The organism is Gymnodinialimonas phycosphaerae (assembly GCF_019195455.1).
GTDB classification, from domain to species: Bacteria; Pseudomonadota; Alphaproteobacteria; order Rhodobacterales; family Rhodobacteraceae; genus Gymnodinialimonas; species Gymnodinialimonas phycosphaerae.
This window is the reverse complement of record NZ_JAIMBW010000001.1, coordinates 3,484,343-3,500,403: the sequence shown is the minus strand read 5'-3', so window position 1 is coordinate 3,500,403 and position 16,061 is coordinate 3,484,343. Positions and strand designations below refer to the sequence as shown.

The following is a 16,061-nucleotide window of genomic DNA, read 5'->3' as shown; positions in this document are numbered from 1 at the left end:
CTCTGCGGGACGTAGCGGCCGTTCATTCGGCCAACGTCAATGTCTGCTTACCGGATCGTCGGCTCGGGATCATTGCGGCGCGTTCCCAAAAAATAAGCCCACAGACTCAGAACGACTGCTGCCGATGAGATTATTGTCATCACGGTACCGGGTATGAAATTCACGAAACCGCCAAGGTCCATGAATATGAAGTAGCCAACATCCGTTACCCATCCAACGATTGCTGTCATGAAAATGAACATGATCGACTGCCGCCAAATCATCACCCCGCCGACAACAGTGAACGCTCCGATCCAAAGCAGGTTAAAGCCGTGTTGGTTCAAAACTGCCCCAACGGCGGCATGGTAGTCACCAACAAGCAACGAGGGGTCTACCGCGTCCGCGATCCCTGCAACGGCCCCCGCAGTGCCTTGCGAGATCGTCATCATACCAGCAAACATGTGCACCAGGCCCCAGATGACCCAAAGCACTGACGAGATTTTGAGAAGAAGCCTGTTTGTAGCGGTCATCTGTACGCCCCTTTGATTGCATGGGTTTGAGTGCTATTCGGTTGATGCTACCCACTTTCGATATTTTGTGGACTAAGTCAACTAAAGTGTTCCCATGCAAGATGCAGAACTGGCCCTCCTCATTGATCGTTTCATGCGACGGATTCACTTTGGTCTTCAGTCTAAAGGGCCGTCATTCGACACGGAAAAAGTCGGGCCCGGCGGCGGCATAGTCCTTTTGACTCTATCGGATATGGGCTGCCCCAGCTTGCATGAACTGACCAAGCAAGTGGCACGCGACAAGTCTCAGATGACGCGGACCATAAGGTCGCTCGAGACCAAAGGCTTGGTTAGTCGCAAACCATCACCTGACGATGCGCGGGTAACACTCGTCTACTTAACACAAGCGGGCGAGCGGGTCGTCGATGCACTTCAACGAGTTGTCTCGGAAACGATCAACGAAATCCTTTCGCCAATTTCGAAGTCCGAAGAGCAGGTGCTGCGCGATCTGTTGGAACGCGCCCTTGGTACAATGACAACCAATTAGCGCACATTCATGCAGGGCGCAGCATCCGGAAAACTAGACTCAAGCCCACCCTTCGCTGCGTGCGCACACTGCCTCCCCGCCAGCACAAGCGTCACCGCAGGCCCGCCGCGTCAATTCAGCTGATATTCCAACGGATAATGCCCATCGCGGTATTCCCCGAACAGGTCGGGCAGATCCGGGTGGCTGACGGGCTCTCCGGTGTCGTCGGGCACAAGGTTCTGCTCGGACACATAGGCCACGTAGTAGGTCTGATCGTTCTCCGCCAACAGGTGGTAGAACGGCTGGTCCTTCACCGGACGCGCCTCTTCTGGGATCGCCTCGTACCATGCCTCGGAATTCGAGAACTTCGCATCGATATCAAACACGACACCGCGAAACGGATGTTTCCGGTGCTTAACGATCTGACCGATGTTGTATTTGGCTTGCGTCTCAAGCATGGCTTGCCCCCGGAACTTAAGAAAGCTTGTTACCGAACCGTTGCGGGGTTTGTCCATCCCGTGGCGCGATTCTATGGGGAAACAGTCTGTGAACCTTGCCCTGATAGTGTTGGAAATCACCGCGCCCGTCTTCGTTTTGGGGGCGGCGGGGTTCGTCTGGGTGCGCGCGGGATACGAGTATCCGACCCAGTTCGTGACCCGCCTTGCCATGACCCTCGCGGTGCCCTGCCTGATCTTCACCGCGCTGGTCGGCACCCAGATCGAGGCGCAGGCCCTGGCCTCGCTCAGCCTCGCGGCCGTCCTGTGTTACGTGCTGATCACCTTGGGCGCATGGGTCATCGTGCGCCTGTTTCGCCTGGACGCCCGCGCCTACCTGGCGCCGCTGACGTTCGGGAACACCGGCAACCTCGGCCTGCCGCTGGCGCTGTTTGCCTTTGGCGAAAATGGCCTGGGCCTGGCCGTCGTCGTCTTCGCCATCATGGCGATCATCATGTTCACGGTGGGCCTTTGGATGGTCGCAGGCATCCAGAATCCCGCCCGCGTGGTACGAGAGCCGATCCTCTGGGCCTCCCTCGGTGGTGTCGCGGCGCTGGTCATGGGGTGGCATCCGCCGACCGTCGTGATGAATTCGCTTGGGCTGATCGGGCAGATGGGCATCCCCCTGATGCTGCTGACGCTCGGCGCCGCCGTTGCCCGCCTGAAGCCCGCCCGTGTGCTGCCCGCCTTCGGCCTGTCGGCGATCAAGCTGACCATTGGACTTGCGGCAGGCGTCGGTGTGGGCCTGGCCACTGGCCTGACCGGCGTGCCTTTCGCGGTGCTGATCCTGCAAATGGCTACGCCCGTCGGCGTCACGTCCTATCTCATGGCCGAACGCTACCAGACGGACCCGGACGCCAGCGCCAGCCTTGTCGTGACCTCCACCCTTCTGGCGATTGTTGCCCTTCCGATCACGCTTTCGTTTCTTCTGCCGGGGTGAGGCAAACCACCCGTTTTCCTGACGCCGCTTTTGCTCTATACTTCATTCCAACGCGTCGCAAACAGGCGCAACCCAGAGGCAGAGCAAGCCAATGTACAGACGAACCCTATTGATAGGCCTTGTGGCCTCTCTCGCGGCGTGTGGATCGCGGGAATTCGAATCACCGCGCAACCTCGATAACGCCTGCGCGCTCGGGCGCGAGCGGCCCAACTACCTGCGCGCCATGCGCCGGGCCGAGCGGAACTGGAACGTCCCCGTCCATGTGCAAATGGCCGTGATCCACCAGGAAAGCCGCTTCGACGGCGATATCCGCCCGCCCTTCCGCTATGCCCTCGGCGTGATCCCCATGGGGCGGCAAAGCTCGGCCATCGGCTATTCGCAGGCGCTGGACGGCACATGGGACGAATACGTTGCAGACACCGGCAACCGGGGCGCCGACCGCACCGATATCCGCGACGCGACCGATTTCATGGGCTGGTACATGAACCTGACGGTCGAGCGGAACAATATCCCCCTTACCGATGCGCGGCGCCAATACCTTGCCTATCACGAAGGCCACTCGGGCTATGCCCGCGGCAGCTACAACGCGAAGCCGTGGCTGATCGAGGTCGCGCAGCGGGTGGAAGCCCGGGCCGAGCGCTATCGCCAGCAACTGGAACGCTGCTGACCGAATACGTCGCGCTCAGTTCCCGTTGCGGGCGGTGATCTCTTGCGGGATGGAGAAATACCGCGCCGGGATCCGGCCGCCCTGCTCCAAAGCACCCAGAATGACGGTCGTTTGCGCGCCCCCCTCATCGGTGATGATCCACTGGCGCAGCTCGATCGGGTTGGGCGTGAAGACCAGCGTGATCGACCCGATGTTGGGCCGCTGCGGATCGCGCGCCACCACCCGGGTGGAGGTGCCGTCAAATGAATGCTCGCTGACCATTCCTGACTGACCCAGGTTCACGTTGCGCTGCAAGATGATGCGCAGGGGCGTCTCATCCAGCGGATATTGCTCGGGCGGGCCGGACGCGCGGCCATCGAAAATCGCCACCTGGCTGCCCCCCGCCATCACCAGCAGATCATCGCCGTCATAATCGAACCGCACCCGTCCGGGGCGGTGAATGTAAACCGTGCCCGTGGACACCGTCCCGTCCGAGTTGATCTGCGTGAACGGGCTTTCCGCCGTTAGCATGGCGTTGAGGTAGGCCGACAAATCCCCCAGCGGGATCGCGTTGGCGAAGGCCGCGGATGGGGTCAAGGCAGCAGCCGTGGCGCTGCCCAACAGGGTCCGGCGGGTGATCGACATGAAATAATGCTCCGATTCGAAAGACTTGCCCTCAATATAGGTAGGAAGCCCCCGCTATGCGATAACCCCGGCGCGTCACCGCCGATCAACACGCGGTGAGCGGGCCGGATCAAGCGGTCGGCCCTGCGGCCTGCCCCGCCTCTTGCGGGATCTGACAGGTGAACCGCGTTCCATCCTCGTCAGACACCACGTCCAACGTGCCACCATGGGCCTTGGCGATTTGTGCCGCGATATACAGACCCAGCCCCAACCCCATCGGATTGCCGTCGTCGGTGCTTCTGACAAACGGCTCGAACAACCGCTCCAGCGCCTGCTCCGGGATCGGCGGGCCGTGGTTTTCAACGCTCAGCGTAAAGACACCCACCTGCGACAGGCCGACATCCACCGCAATGGGCAGCGTCGGGTCGCCATAGGTCAGCGCATTGCCCAGCAGGTTGGACAACAACTGCCCCACCCGTGGCACGTCGCATGTCACCGCATCGACGCCTGTCACCTCCAGCTTGATCTCCCGCTCGGGATGGGCCGTGTGCAATTCGGCCACCACCTGCCGGATCTCGGCCTCCAGCACCTGCCCTTCCGTCATCTTCAGGCCAATCCCGCCGCCCAACCGATGCCGGGCGAAATCCAGCACATTCGTGATCAGCAGCGACATACGCTGCACGCTGCCCTGCGTCAGCGTCAGGACCTCTTGCCCCTTCTCGCTCAGCGGCTCCTTCGACAACATCCGCATCGCCACCGAGATCGAGGTCAGCGGATTGCGCAGATCATGGCCCAGGACGGCAATGAACTGCTCCCGCAAAACGCCCTCCCGTTCCGAGATCGACAACCGCGTTTCCGCCTCGGCCCGCGCCTTGGCAAGCTCTCGCTCGAAGGCGCGCCGGGCATCGGCATAAAGGAACGCGAACCGCGTCACCTGCGCGGCCTCCGCCCCCCCCTCTCGGCGCTCAGCAAGACCGGGACCTTGACACCATCGCGCGTGACAAGATCAAGGCTCGCCCCCTCCACCTGCCCCTTCAGCGTCAGAAGCGGCACGATACTGGTCTCGAACACGATCCGGCTGGCCTTGGTGAAATGCTGCGCCAGCGGCGTTCCCACCACCTCTGGCGCGCTGATGCCCAGCCATTGCGCGAACCTGTCGTTCACGGGCACGATGGTGCCCTTGTGGTCAACCGTCAGCAAACCACAGGGGGCGCGTGCCGCCTGTGCCGTCGCATCGGCGGTCGTCACTTGATGAAGTCCCGGATGGCGACGATCACTTCACCCGGCGCGGTCAGGTTGGGGCAATGGCCGGTCGCCTCCAGCTTCACCAAGGTGCTGTTGCCGATCTTCTAGTGCACGTAATCTCCTACTTGCTCTGCGGCGATGATGTCATCGCGCCATTGCAGGATCAGCGTCTTCGCCGTGATCTTCGGCAGATCGTCGCGGTTATCCGACATAAACGTTGTCCGCGCAAAGCCCTGCGCAATATTCGGGTCCAGCCTGCAAATGCTTTCGGCCAGCTCCTGCCCATGCTGCGGCCTGTCGGGGTTGCCCACAATCGCCGGCGCCATGGAGGCCGACCATGCCAGCGGGTTCTCCTCCAGCGAGGCCAGAAGATCCTCGATATCCTCGGCGCTGAAGCCCCCCTGGTAATCCGTGTCGTCGATATAGCGTGGCGAGGGGCCGACCATCACAAGGGTGGTGGACATCTCGGGTCGCGCCACATGGGCCAGGGCGCCGATCATGGCACTCACCGAGTGCCCCACAAGAATGCCGTCGCGCACGCCCAGTTCTTCCCCGATCTCCACGATATCGGCAGCATACCCGTTCAGCGTCGCGTATTTGTCGGGGTCATAGGTGCTGGCGTCCGATCCGCCCGCGCCCACATGGTCAAAGGCGATAACCTTGTGGGTGTCCTCGAAATGCGGGGCGACGTGGCGCCACATGGATTGGTCACAGCCAAACCCATGGGCAAACAGCATCGGCCGTGCGCCCGCCCCCTTGGTTGTCACGTTGTGGCGTAGGACTGCACTCATTCAGGCTCTCGTGGAACACCGCTAAAGCGGGCAAGTATCGCGCCTGACAGGGCGGGTCAGATTCCCGCCGAATCGTGTACAGCATACCGGTGAGCAGCCTCGCATCGTCAGTGCGGGGGGGGCCGGTGAAACCGGAAAAAGGCAGGCACCTGCGCGCCTGCTTTTTCGCTCAATGTGATCCGTAGGGCCTGCTTACGGTCGGTAGCAGATCCGCCCTTTGTCAGCCTCGTAACAGATCTCGCCACCGCCGCCACCGGTGTTGCCGCCACCCGCCTGCGGGCAGGTGTTGCCGTTGCGGATGCCGATGTTGCCGCCGCCGGTGCGGATCAGGCTGAACGTGCCATCCCCGTCCCGCCCGCTGAAATGCGCGCCACAGCCCAGGCGGGGCAGCACGATGCGGTAAGGGCCAAGGGACCGCGTGGCGTGCCGCGAAACACTGGGGGAAACTACCCATATGGATGCGGTACCGGGATGCAGGATCGCCCAAGGCAGGATCGCTATGGGCAGGCCCGCAAGGCAGCACTGCCCGCCTTGAGCGGGTTGACAAAAGGTAAATTTATTTCAAAATTCGTTTTATTTCAGATGGTTAGTGGTTTGCTCAAGCTTGAGCAGCCCTGCACAGCTAGTCCTGCTCGGGCACCAAAATCTCGCGCTTGCCGACGTGGTTGGCCGAGGATACGAGGCTGTTTTCCTCCATCTGCTCCACCAAACGCGCGGCCTTGTTATACCCGATCCCCAGCTTCCGCTGGATGTAGGAGGTGGAGCATTTCCGGTCCTTCACCACGATCGCCACAGCCTGATCATAAAGCGCATCCTCACCGCCCGTATTGCCGCCCGTATTCAGGCCCAGCACCGCGTCGATATCGCTTTCCCGGTCATCATCTGGCCCTTCCAGCACGCTGGAAGCGTAATCCGGCGGCCCGAAGCTTTTCAGGTGGCGGACGATTTCCTCGACCTCTTCATCGGAACAGAACGGCCCATGCACGCGGGTGATCTTCGCCCCACCCGCCATGTAAAGCATGTCGCCCATGCCCAGCAGTTGTTCGGCCCCCATCTCTCCAAGAATGGTCCGCGAGTCGACCTTGGACGTCACGTGGAAAGAGATCCGCGTCGGGAAGTTCGCCTTGATCGTGCCGGTGATCACGTCCACCGACGGCCGCTGCGTGGCCATGATGATGTGGATACCCGAAGCCCGTGCCATCTGCGCCAGCCGCTGGATGCAAGCCTCGATCTCCTTGCCCGCGACCATCATCAGGTCGGCCATCTCGTCGACGATGACGACGATGTAGGGCATCTTCTCGGGCATGTACTCTTCGGTCTCGAACACGGGATCACCGGTCTCGTCATCGAAGCCGGTCTGGAACGTGCGCGAGAACATCTCGCCCTTGTCCAGCGCATCTTTCACGCGGGAATTGTAGCCGTCGATATTGCGCACGCCCATCTTGGACATCTTGCGATACCGCTCTTCCATCTCGCCGACGGTCCATTTCAGCGCCACAACCGCCTTCTTCGGGTCCGTCACGACGGGCGACAAAAGGTGCGGGATGCCGTCATAGACGGAAAGTTCCAGCATCTTCGGATCGATCATGATCATCCGGCAGTCTTCCGGCTTTAACTTGTAGAGAAGAGACAGGATCATCGTGTTGATCGCCACGGACTTACCCGAACCGGTCGTCCCCGCGATCAGCAGGTGAGGCATCTTGGCGAGGTTCGCGATGATGGGATCACCGCCGATGTCCTTGCCAAGGGCCAAGGGCAGCTTGTGCGACCCGTCGCCGAAATCGCGGTGGCTCAACATCTCGCGCAGGACCACCATCTCGCGGTTCTGGTTGGGCAGTTCGATCCCGATGACCGTGCGCCCAGGCACGGTGGACACACGGGCGGACAGAGCGGACATGGACCGCGCGATATCGTCGGCCAGACCGATCACGCGGGAGGCTTTCAGGCCGGGCGCAGGCTCCAGCTCGTACATCGTGACAACGGGGCCGGGACGGACCGAGACGATTTCACCCTTCACGCCGTAGTCATCCAGCACGTTTTCCAGCATCCGGGCATTGGCTTCCAACGCCTCATCGGACAGGTGGTGACGCTCGATCGTCGTGGGGTTGGTCAGCAGGGTCAGGGGCGGGAATTCATAGGGTTCCGGCTCGGACAGGGGCAGCGAGGGCTGGCTGTCGGCCTTTGCCTGCCGCGATTGCGCGTGGGGCTTGCGGTTTGGCTGCTGCACGACGGTGCGTTCAACCCTCGGCTGGAGGGCTGGGGCTGCAACTGGGGCCGAAGTGGGCTCCGGCTCGGGGCGATGCAATTCAACGGGTTCGACTTCTGCCATCGGTGCCTCTGGGGGGGCTTGCACGGGCGGCGCGGTCAGGGGCGGTTCGATCCGGTTCAGGCCTGGCACGCGCGACGGCGTTCCGGGCGTCACGCGGGCGCGCGCGGCGATGTCGGCAATGGTGTTTCCTGTCGGCGTGACCTCTGCCGGGTGACGGCGCGCACGGATCGCGTCCGAGATCCGGGACCGCACACGGTCCTGGCCCACCGGCTGTTCGTGCAGGTCTTCCACCAACATCGGGTCCGCCTCGGGCAGAGGTGCTTCCAAGGGCGGCTCGGCGTCCCGGCGCAGGCCGGGCATCCGGGAAAACAGGCCCTGCTGCGCGGGGGCGACGGCGGCGGGCGCGGGGGCAAAGGGGTCCATCGGGGCGTCTTCGGGGGCCGCGGCGCGTCGCACGCGGGGCTCTGCGGTGGTGGAAAAGGAGGGATCGACAGCTAGGGTCGCGGCTTGCGCCGCAAGCGCCTGCCGACGCGCAAGCCTGCGGTCCTGCAACGCCGCAGCCGTGGCCCCGGCCCCGCGCGCCAGGCTTTGCATCGTGGTCATCACGGCAGAGCCCGTGGCGATCATGCCAACCAGAAGGAACCGAAGCGTCAGGCCCAATTCCCGCTGGGTCACGCCTAGCACGAACAGCACCATCACGGCGGTCAACACAAAGGCCAGGAACGCCGCAATCTTGATGCCGACCTGCGGCGCCATCGGCAGCGCGCTCAACACGGCCCCAAGGATCGTGTCACCGAACAGGCCACCGGCCCCGAAGGAATGCGACCATCCCGCAGGCGGCACATGGCTGGCGGCATAGATCGACGCCAAGGCGATCGCGATGGGCAGGAACAACACCCGGCCCAAGGCGCGTTCTTGCCCACTATGCAGGATAAACCGCACGCCCCACGCAATACTGGCGAGGGGCAAGACCCACGCGGCAAACCCCATGATCATCATCATCACGGCAGCAATCGAGGCGCCGCCACGGCCCAACAGGTTTTCCGGCGCGGCATCGGTCGCAGCCATCCAGTTGGGATCCTCGGGCACGTAACTCCAGAGCATCGCGGCCAATGCCACGCCCAGACCCACAAGAGCCATACCGCACATCTCTCGGCCACGCTTGGCCAGGATTGCATGCATATGTCCGTCCAACAGCGGCTCTCGCTGGCGGGTCTGATAGGCCATTATTTCGCCTCCTCAATCATACAGCGTCTTGCGGAGCAGTTTCAGCCCCCGACGCATTTCTTCTTTTTCAGCAACCATCGCGACGCGGATCTTGTCGTGGCCGGGGGTCACCCCGTCCACTTCGCGCGCAAGGTATGATCCGGGCAGCACTTTCACGCCCGTCTCTTGCCACAGCTTGACCGTGGCCTGTTCTGCATCTTGCACCGGCAACCACAGGAAGAACCCGGCTTCGGGGCCTTTGTAGCCCTGCACATCACCAAGGATGTCATCGGCGATCTTGTATTTCACGCGGTAGAGGTTGCGGTTGTCGATCACGTGATCTTCGTCGGTCCACACGGCCTCGGCCACGGCTTGCAGGGGCATGGGCAGGGGCGCGCCGGCATAGGCGCGAAGCTGTTTCATCCGCGCGATATTCTGCGGACCAGAGGCGCAGAAGCCACTGCGCAGACCGGGAAGGTTGGACCGTTTGGAGAGCGAGTGGAACACCATCACCCGCTCTGGGTCGACGCCCATCTTTTGGGCCACTTGCAAGGCACCGGGCGGGGGCGTGTCGCGGTAGATCTCGGAATAGCACTCATCGGCGAAAATCTTGAAATCATACTGTTCGGCAAGGGTGATCAGCGCTTCCCAATAGGCCTCGGACGCCACAGCGCCCTGCGGGTTCGCGGGCGAACAGATGTAGGCAATCGCCGTACGCTCCAGGATATCCGGGTCCAGGCCATGGAAATCAGGCAAGTCGCCCGTGGCCTCGGTCGCGGGCAGGTAAATGGGCTCGGCGCCGACTGAAAGCGCGGCCACGGCGTAGACCTGATAGAAGGGATTGGGCGTCAGAACGACGGGCTGTTGGCCGTTCTTACGCTCGGGGCAGAGCGCCATGCAGGCGTTGTAGAGGCCTTCACGGGTGCCATTCAGCGCAAGGATCTGCGTCGCCGGATCAACATCGGCGTTGTAACGCCGCCCAAGCCACGCGGCCTGCGCACTGCGCAGGGCGAGACTGCCGTCGTTTTCGGGATATTTGCCGAAGCCGTGAAGGTTCTGGGCCAAAACCTCTGCAATCCACGGGGGGAAGGCGTGGCGGGGCTCTCCGATGGTCATGGCGATAGGGTCGCCGCCGGGCGACAGCCCGTCCAACAACGTCCGCAAACGCGGAAACGCATATTCTGGGAGGTTCGAAAACCGCTCCGGAAAAACCATTACTGCCTCATTTTCAGGGTCATTTGCGCCCCGTTAGCAATGATGATAGCGAACGACAGGGCGCTGGTCCAGAAAAAGAGCCGCAATTCCAGAGGGGTGTGCCAACGGGTGTGTCTGTTAGGCCAAACTCGCCTCTGCCGCCTTGGCCAGACGCAGCAACCTTGCGTCATCGCCGGGCGGGCACATCAACATGATCCCCGTCGACGGCACGCCGGTGGGCAGGGTGACGGCGCAGACACCCATCAGGTTGCCGACACGGGTATTGCGCAGGGTCAGCAGATTTTCGGTCACGAAATAATCATCATCAGAGTCCAGCCGCGCCACGTTCGGTGGCAGGTTCGCCGCGGACGGAATCAGGATCGCATCATAGCCTGCGGTCGCCTTGTAGTAGTCCTGCCGCAGCACTCGCAGGCGCTGCCAGAGGGCCACGAAATCGGCGGCAAGCACATCCGCGCCTTGGCGGAACCGGTCGCGGATGCGGTGGAACATCTTGTCCGGCGCGGCCTCGATCACCTTGCCCCACGTTCCGTAAGCCTCGGCCGTATAGAGCGACAGCGTTGTTCGCATCGCCTCATCAACGGCGGGCAGGTTGATCGTCTCGACCCGCGCACCGGCATTGGCAAGCCGTTCCACCGCCGATTGGAACGCGGAACCGGGGCCGTCACGTACGTCACTGGCGTAGGGGTCGAGGATGGCGAAGCGGCTGCCCTGAAGGCTGGTTTCGCGCAGGTCGGGGGCCTTGGTGTTGCCCATGACGGCAAAGAGTTCGGCGCAGTCTTCTACCGTGCGGCACAGCGGGCCGACGGTGTCGAAGCTCTCGGCCAGCGGCACGACGCCTTGCAACGACAAGGCACCGTGTGTGGGCTTGAAGCCCACAAGGTCGTTCCACGCCGAGGGCAAGCGGATGGACCCCCCGGTATCTGACCCGATGCCCGCCGCAGCCATCCCGTAAGCCACGGACGTCGCCGCGCCAGAGGACGATCCGCCGGGGGCAAGTTCAGGGTCATTTGCGTTGGGCGGCGTGGCTGTAGACGGGTTCACGCCCAGTCCAGAGAACGCCAGTTCCGTCATGTGTGTCTTGCCCAGACAGACAAGGCCCGCGCGGGTGGCATTGGCCAGAACCACCGCGTCTTGCGTCGGCACGCGGCCCTCCAGCAGCATCGATCCTGCCTCGGTCTTCACCCCGGCGGTATCATAGAGGTCCTTCCAACTGATCGGCACGCCGTCCAGCAACCCGCGCCGAACGCCTTGCTTGGCGCGGTCGTGGGCGGCGATGGCCTCAGCCAGTGCGCGATCCCGGGTCATGCGGGCATAGATACGAGGGCCGTAGTCGCTGGCCGCGACAGCGTCCAGATAGCCCTCGGTCAGGGCGACCGGGTCCACGTCGCCTGCGCCAATCGCGCGTCCAAGCTCACTTGCACTTTTGCCTCGCCAATCCATCTTGTCGTCCCCTGTTTGCCCGACCCAGTCTATCTGAAAAAACGCTAACGACGACGCGCCACATGGACAATCCCCAAGCGCGCGCCATAGTTCAGCCCATGAAAAAGTGTGATGCAGATATTCTTATTGTTGGCGGGGGGTTAAACGGTCCCTGTCTTGCGTTGGCCTGTGCGCAGGCGGGCCTGTCCAGCGTGGTTCTGGACGCCTTGCCCGAGGCGACCCGCGAAGATGTGGACTTTGACGGCCGCGCCTATGCGCTGGCCTTGGCCTCGGTTCGGATGCTGGAGGCCTTGGGGATCTGGGACGAGGTCGCCGAGCATGCGCAACCCATGCTGGAGATCAAGGCCTCGGACGGGCGCGCGGGCGAAGGCGCGGCGCCGTTTTTCTTGCATTTCGATCATGCAGAGATCGAGGAAGGCCCGATGGGGCACATGTTGGAAGACCGCTTTCTGCGCCGTGCCCTGATGGCCGCGATGGCGGCCAATCCGCGCGTCACCCATCGTGCGGGTGCGCGGGTGATTTCTCAGGAGATCAATGGAGTGGCCTCTGTGACGCTGGAGGGCGGAGAGGTCCTGCGCGGCCGCCTGCTGGTCGGCGCTGACGGCAAGAAATCCGGCGTGGCGGAGCGCGCGGGCATCAAGCGAATGGGGTGGGACTATGGGCAGACAGCCCTGGTTTGCGCCGTCACGCACGAATTGCCCCACAACGGCATCGCACATCAGTTTTTCATGCCGGGGGGACCGCTGGCGATCTTGCCGTTACCGGGCAACAGATCGTCCATCGTCTGGTCGGAAAAGGAGCCTCGGGCCAGTGCCTTGGCAGCTGCCAGTGACACCGAGTTCCTAGAGGCGCTGCGCCCCGCGTTCGGAGACTTTCTGGGCGACATTTCCCTTTCGGGTCAGCGATATAGCTACCCCCTGACCCTTTCGCTTGCGCAGTCATTCGTGGCCGAGAAGCTGGCCCTTGTGGGCGATGCGGCCCACGGCGTTCACCCGATTGCGGGCCAGGGTCTGAACCTTGGGCTGCGCGATGTCAGCGCGCTGGCCGAAACCCTCGCCGATGCCAAACGGCGCGGAGAGGACTTTGCCCGGCGCGATGTGCTGGGCCGCTATCAGCAGTGGCGGCGGTTCGACACGGCCGGGCTGGCCGTTGCGACCGACAGCGTCAACAGGCTGTTCTCGAACGACAATCCAGCAATTCGTGCGGTCCGCGATATCGGTATGGGGGCAATCGGCGCCGTGCCCGGCCTGCGCCGGAAGTTCATCCGCGAGGCCGCTGGCCTGACCGGTGATCTGCCGCGTCTGATGCGGGGCCGCGGGCTGTAGCCCAGTCTTGGGCACGAGTGCGCCCGGTGCGGAACACGTTCCATCTGGCACCTTAAGGAATTCCTCACCTTGGTTTTCTTTGCGACCCGGGTAGATTGGTGCGACCCCAAAAACCGGAGCGGCAAGATGACTGGACCAAAACTGATCTCGATGATCCTGTTCGGAACGCTTGCTTGGATGTTCGGGTTCCTGTTCACCGTCGGCCTGAGCGGCGCGTCCGGGGGCCTTTTGGCTGGCGTTATCGTGGCGGGGCTAAGCTGCACGTTCATCTGGTTCGCCAGCTGCGGCCGCCATGCCTTTGCGCGGGGGTTTCTGAGCCTTGGCGCCGTGTTCATCATCGTCCCCGTCGCAGGCATGGTCGGGTTCGGAGAGCAAGTGGCCGAAACCTCCGTCGCCGCGTTGCAAAGTGGCGAAGGGCTGACCGACGAAGAGGCAAGCGCGCTGTTCCTGTCTTCAATCATGGCCGGTGCCGGGTTGATCTTCGGCATCATCGTGGGGCTGGTGCTGGTGCTGATCGGCGGATTGATGCACCGCCGCACGGTGCCGACGCCTGATCTCGCACCATGAAAGCGCCCAATGGGCCGCTGATCCTGATCGTTTTTTGCGGGCTCATCCTGGCCCTGTGCTGGATCGTGATAACCACCCTCACCACACCGACCCGCGCCATCGCCAGCGGCGTTGCCCTTGCGGCAACGGCGGGGGTGTTCATCTGGTTCGCCGCCAGCAACCGCTTCGCGATAGCGCGCGGGGTGATCGCATTGGGAGCGACGGCCGTTGCCGCCCCCCTGGCCACAATTCAGGCCGCCACGAATGACTTCCTGTTTTCGGCATTCGCAAACGAGAACCCAACTCCGATCTGGCTTGAGGAATTCGACGAGGTCATGGCGCTTGGATGGACCATGTCAGGCGCAGGCGCCGTCATCGGCTTGATCCTGATCATCGTGGGCGGAGTGATGCACCGCGCGCCACGTTAGTCCAGCTTGCGGGCTTCTTCTTCCAACATGATCGGAATGCCGCCCCGGATCGGATAGGCGAGGTGGGCGGCTTTGGAAATCAGCTCTTGCTTGGCCTTGTCGTAGGTCAGGGGGGCCTGCGTCATGGGGCAGACCAGCGCTTCAAGCATGCGGCGGTCGATGGGGGTCTTTGCGCCCTGCTCCTCCCCCGATCCTGGGTCTTGCTCGGGCGGTATCGTGCTCATTGCATCCGCTCTTCGTCCGAGCCTGCGGCCAGCGCGAATTCAAGCAAAGTCACCAGCGTCTCGCGCCGGGTGGAAAGCGACGGAGCCTCCAAAAGGGCCTGCTTTTCCTCGGGATCGAAAGGGCAAAGCATTGACAGGGAGTTGATCAGCAACTCATCCTCGGCATCTTTCAGGCTGTCCCAATCGGTGGACAGGTCCTGCGCCTCGAAATAGCGGTTCAGAAGGTCGAGGAACCTGTCGCGGTCAAAGGCCTTGTCCGTCTCGGTCGGGCCGAGGTCCGCGTTGAACCCCTCCCACGACACATCACAGCGGCGGTAGGGCGCGAAGCCCGAAACCTCTCCGCTGATCCGGAACCGGGACATGCCCGCCAGCGTGACCATGTAGCGCCCATCCTCGGTTTCCGAGAACTGGGTCAGACGCCCGGCACAACCGATGTGGTGCAACTTCTGCTCGCCCGAGCCGGGCGCTTCAAAGGGTTGCACCATCCCGATGAGACGATGGGACGTCTTCATCGTATCCTCGATCATCTGGAGATAGCGCGGTTCGAAGATATGCAGCGGCAAGCGTGCGCGGGGCAGCAGCAGCGCCCCGGGCAGCGGGAAGATCGGGATCGTTCCCGGAAGGTCAGAGTGTTTCATCATGGGCATGAAGTAGGCTGATCCTTGCCTCAGGCAAATATCATCGAGCTGAGTCTACGCCGACCGTTCAGGGCAATGGGATCCTGCGGCGGCAGCGCGTCGAAAATGGTGAAAAGCTGGGTCTTGGCGGCCTCATCATTCCAGTTGCGATCACGACGGAACAGTTCCAGCAAATGGTCCACGGCTTGCTCGACCTCACCGGCGGCATGGAGCGCCTGGGCCAGATCAAACCGCGCGGCTTGGTCGTCCGGGTTGGCGTCGACGGCGGCTTGCAGCTCGGCCAAAGGGCCTGCCGTCTCGGCCTGGCGGGCCAGCGCGATCTGTGCGCGGACGGCTTCCAGTTCGGGCGCGTTGAAGATCTTGTCCGGCGCGGTGGACAGCAATTGCTCGGCCTCATCGACCTGCCCCATGGCAAGATGCGCGCGCGCAAGGCCTGCGGTAGCAACCACATTCTCGGGCTCTTCGCCAAGGATCGCCGCGAAGGTCTGGGCGGCGTCATCATGCGCGCCCTCGGTCAGCATCTCCTCGGCCGCCTCAAGCGCTTCACCAAGGCCGCCGTCTTCCTTCGACATCGCGGCAAGCTTGGACACGAATTCCTTGATCTGGCTTTCCGGGACCGCGCCCTGGAAGCCATCAACGGGCTGGCCTTCATGAAAGGCATAGACCGTAGGGATCGACTGCACGCGAAGCTGCGCGGCAATCTGTTGGTTTTCGTCGACGTTGATCTTCACCATCCGCACCTTGCCCTTGGCGGCGATCACGGCCTCTTCCAACTGCGGCCCAAGGACCTTGCAGGGGCCGCACCAGGGGGCCCAGAAATCGACGATCACGGGGACCTGTTGGCTGGCCTCCACCACGTCGGCCATGAAGGTGGCGTCGGTGACGTCCTTGATCAGATCGGTGGGGGTCGCTTCAGGGGATTGGCCAAGTTCGAGCATCGTGCGGCTCCGTCAATTACAGATGTTGATCTCTATATGCGTGGCGAAGGGGCGTTCGCCAAGGGGCGATTGGTTAAT

19 protein-coding genes are annotated in these 16,061 nt (G+C 62.8%); 6 read left to right on the top strand and 13 right to left on the bottom strand.

What is annotated here, in order from left to right; translation table 11 throughout:
• Positions 1–47 precede the first annotated feature (47 nt).
• Positions 48–509, bottom strand: coding sequence for a hypothetical protein (locus tag KUL25_RS17330; protein ID WP_257894063.1), 462 nt, complete (start codon positions 507–509; stop codon positions 48–50).
• A 94-nt stretch (positions 510–603) separates the two neighbouring features.
• Here KUL25_RS17330 and KUL25_RS17325 point away from each other — a divergent pair, with 94 nt between their 5' ends.
• Positions 604–1,035 (top strand): MarR family winged helix-turn-helix transcriptional regulator, encoded by a 432-nt coding sequence (locus KUL25_RS17325; protein ID WP_257894062.1) that lies wholly within the window; start codon positions 604–606, stop codon positions 1,033–1,035.
• Positions 1,036–1,145: 110 nt separating this feature from the next.
• Here the strand turns inward: KUL25_RS17325 and hspQ are convergent, their stop codons facing one another.
• A complete protein-coding gene (gene hspQ / locus KUL25_RS17320) occupies positions 1,146–1,472 on the bottom strand; it encodes a heat shock protein HspQ (RefSeq protein WP_257894061.1) in 327 nt (108 codons plus the stop codon).
• Between the two features lie 88 nt (positions 1,473–1,560).
• Here hspQ and KUL25_RS17315 point away from each other — a divergent pair, with 88 nt between their 5' ends.
• Together KUL25_RS17315 and KUL25_RS17310 are read left to right on the top strand one after the other, a co-directional pair.
• Entirely contained in the window at positions 1,561–2,448 is an 888-nt protein-coding gene (locus KUL25_RS17315; RefSeq protein WP_257894890.1) for an AEC family transporter, read from the top strand.
• 91 nt (positions 2,449–2,539) lie between these two features.
• The gene (locus KUL25_RS17310) at positions 2,540–3,115 is read left to right on the top strand and encodes a transglycosylase SLT domain-containing protein (RefSeq protein WP_257894060.1); all 576 of its coding nucleotides are present in this window, start codon (positions 2,540–2,542) and stop codon (positions 3,113–3,115) included.
• Between the two features lie 15 nt (positions 3,116–3,130).
• Here KUL25_RS17310 and KUL25_RS17305 read toward each other — a convergent pair whose 3' ends face one another.
• The 8 genes from KUL25_RS17305 to KUL25_RS17270 all read right to left on the bottom strand — a co-directional run bounded on the left by KUL25_RS17305 (position 3,131) and on the right by KUL25_RS17270 (position 11,884).
• A complete protein-coding gene (locus tag KUL25_RS17305) occupies positions 3,131–3,739 on the bottom strand; it encodes a LolA family protein (protein WP_257894059.1) in 609 nt (202 codons plus the stop codon).
• A 109-nt stretch (positions 3,740–3,848) separates the two neighbouring features.
• The gene (locus KUL25_RS17300) at positions 3,849–4,652 is read right to left on the bottom strand and encodes a sensor histidine kinase (RefSeq protein WP_257894058.1); all 804 of its coding nucleotides are present in this window, start codon (positions 4,650–4,652) and stop codon (positions 3,849–3,851) included.
• The gene (locus KUL25_RS17295; protein WP_257894057.1) at positions 4,649–4,966 is read right to left on the bottom strand and encodes a PAS domain-containing protein; all 318 of its coding nucleotides are present in this window, start codon (positions 4,964–4,966) and stop codon (positions 4,649–4,651) included. Before KUL25_RS17295 ends, KUL25_RS17300 begins: the two co-directional genes overlap by 4 nt.
• A gap of 101 nt (positions 4,967–5,067) precedes the next feature.
• A complete protein-coding gene (locus KUL25_RS17290; RefSeq protein WP_257894056.1) occupies positions 5,068–5,754 on the bottom strand; it encodes an alpha/beta fold hydrolase in 687 nt (228 codons plus the stop codon).
• Between the two features lie 192 nt (positions 5,755–5,946).
• Entirely contained in the window at positions 5,947–6,147 is a 201-nt protein-coding gene (locus KUL25_RS17285; protein ID WP_257894055.1) for a hypothetical protein, read from the bottom strand.
• A 229-nt stretch (positions 6,148–6,376) separates the two neighbouring features.
• Positions 6,377–9,250 carry a DNA translocase FtsK gene (locus tag KUL25_RS17280; protein WP_257894054.1) on the bottom strand — a complete coding sequence of 958 codons (2,874 nt, stop codon included), beginning with the start codon at positions 9,248–9,250 and terminating at the stop codon, positions 6,377–6,379.
• A 12-nt stretch (positions 9,251–9,262) separates the two neighbouring features.
• A complete protein-coding gene (locus tag KUL25_RS17275) occupies positions 9,263–10,444 on the bottom strand; it encodes an aminotransferase class I/II-fold pyridoxal phosphate-dependent enzyme (RefSeq protein WP_257894053.1) in 1,182 nt (393 codons plus the stop codon).
• Positions 10,445–10,561: 117 nt separating this feature from the next.
• A complete protein-coding gene (locus KUL25_RS17270; RefSeq protein WP_257894052.1) occupies positions 10,562–11,884 on the bottom strand; it encodes an amidase in 1,323 nt (440 codons plus the stop codon).
• A 62-nt stretch (positions 11,885–11,946) separates the two neighbouring features.
• On the opposite strand from KUL25_RS17270, the gene KUL25_RS17265 reads away from it, so the two are divergent.
• From KUL25_RS17265 to KUL25_RS17255, 3 genes are all read left to right on the top strand, one after another.
• Positions 11,947–13,209, top strand: coding sequence for an FAD-dependent monooxygenase (locus tag KUL25_RS17265; protein ID WP_257894051.1), 1,263 nt, complete (start codon positions 11,947–11,949; stop codon positions 13,207–13,209).
• A 126-nt stretch (positions 13,210–13,335) separates the two neighbouring features.
• Entirely contained in the window at positions 13,336–13,776 is a 441-nt protein-coding gene (locus tag KUL25_RS17260; RefSeq protein WP_257894050.1) for a hypothetical protein, read from the top strand.
• Entirely contained in the window at positions 13,773–14,183 is a 411-nt protein-coding gene (locus KUL25_RS17255; protein WP_257894049.1) for a hypothetical protein, read from the top strand. The genes KUL25_RS17260 and KUL25_RS17255 overlap by 4 nt, the downstream gene beginning before the upstream one ends.
• Here KUL25_RS17255 and KUL25_RS17250 read toward each other — a convergent pair.
• From KUL25_RS17250 to trxA, 3 genes are read right to left on the bottom strand one after another with little or no spacing between them, the layout of a single operon-like run.
• A complete protein-coding gene (locus KUL25_RS17250) occupies positions 14,180–14,407 on the bottom strand; it encodes a Trm112 family protein (RefSeq protein WP_427854451.1) in 228 nt (75 codons plus the stop codon). The genes KUL25_RS17255 and KUL25_RS17250 overlap by 4 nt on opposite strands.
• The gene (locus tag KUL25_RS17245) at positions 14,404–15,048 is read right to left on the bottom strand and encodes an LON peptidase substrate-binding domain-containing protein (RefSeq protein ID WP_257894048.1); all 645 of its coding nucleotides are present in this window, start codon (positions 15,046–15,048) and stop codon (positions 14,404–14,406) included. The genes KUL25_RS17250 and KUL25_RS17245 overlap by 4 nt, the downstream gene beginning before the upstream one ends.
• 26 nt (positions 15,049–15,074) lie before the next feature.
• Complete coding sequence (gene trxA / locus KUL25_RS17240; protein WP_257894047.1) at positions 15,075–15,983, bottom strand: thioredoxin; 909 nt, start codon at positions 15,981–15,983, stop codon at positions 15,075–15,077.
• Between the last annotated feature and the right edge of the window lie 78 nt (positions 15,984–16,061).

Bases quoted from the DNA above. Each gene is read 5' to 3' on its own strand.
- KUL25_RS17330 (WP_257894063.1), bottom strand. From the start codon at position 509: ATGACCGCTACAAACAGGCTTCTTCTCAAAATCTCGTCAGTGCTTTGG.
- KUL25_RS17325 (WP_257894062.1), top strand. From the start codon at position 604: ATGCAAGATGCAGAACTGGCCCTCCTCATTGATCGTTTCATGCGACGG.
- hspQ (WP_257894061.1), bottom strand. From the start codon at position 1,472: ATGCTTGAGACGCAAGCCAAATACAACATCGGTCAGATCGTTAAGCAC.
- KUL25_RS17310 (WP_257894060.1), top strand. From the start codon at position 2,540: ATGTACAGACGAACCCTATTGATAGGCCTTGTGGCCTCTCTCGCGGCG.
- KUL25_RS17305 (WP_257894059.1), bottom strand. From the start codon at position 3,739: ATGTCGATCACCCGCCGGACCCTGTTGGGCAGCGCCACGGCTGCTGCC.
- KUL25_RS17290 (WP_257894056.1), bottom strand. From the start codon at position 5,754: ATGAGTGCAGTCCTACGCCACAACGTGACAACCAAGGGGGCGGGCGCA.
- KUL25_RS17280 (WP_257894054.1), bottom strand. From the start codon at position 9,250: ATGGCCTATCAGACCCGCCAGCGAGAGCCGCTGTTGGACGGACATATG.
- KUL25_RS17275 (WP_257894053.1), bottom strand. From the start codon at position 10,444: ATGGTTTTTCCGGAGCGGTTTTCGAACCTCCCAGAATATGCGTTTCCG.
- KUL25_RS17270 (WP_257894052.1), bottom strand. From the start codon at position 11,884: ATGGATTGGCGAGGCAAAAGTGCAAGTGAGCTTGGACGCGCGATTGGC.
- KUL25_RS17265 (WP_257894051.1), top strand. From the start codon at position 11,947: ATGGACAATCCCCAAGCGCGCGCCATAGTTCAGCCCATGAAAAAGTGT.
- KUL25_RS17260 (WP_257894050.1), top strand. From the start codon at position 13,336: ATGACTGGACCAAAACTGATCTCGATGATCCTGTTCGGAACGCTTGCT.
- KUL25_RS17255 (WP_257894049.1), top strand. From the start codon at position 13,773: ATGAAAGCGCCCAATGGGCCGCTGATCCTGATCGTTTTTTGCGGGCTC.
- KUL25_RS17250 (WP_427854451.1), bottom strand. From the start codon at position 14,407: ATGAGCACGATACCGCCCGAGCAAGACCCAGGATCGGGGGAGGAGCAG.
- KUL25_RS17245 (WP_257894048.1), bottom strand. From the start codon at position 15,048: ATGATGAAACACTCTGACCTTCCGGGAACGATCCCGATCTTCCCGCTG.
- trxA (WP_257894047.1), bottom strand. From the start codon at position 15,983: ATGCTCGAACTTGGCCAATCCCCTGAAGCGACCCCCACCGATCTGATC.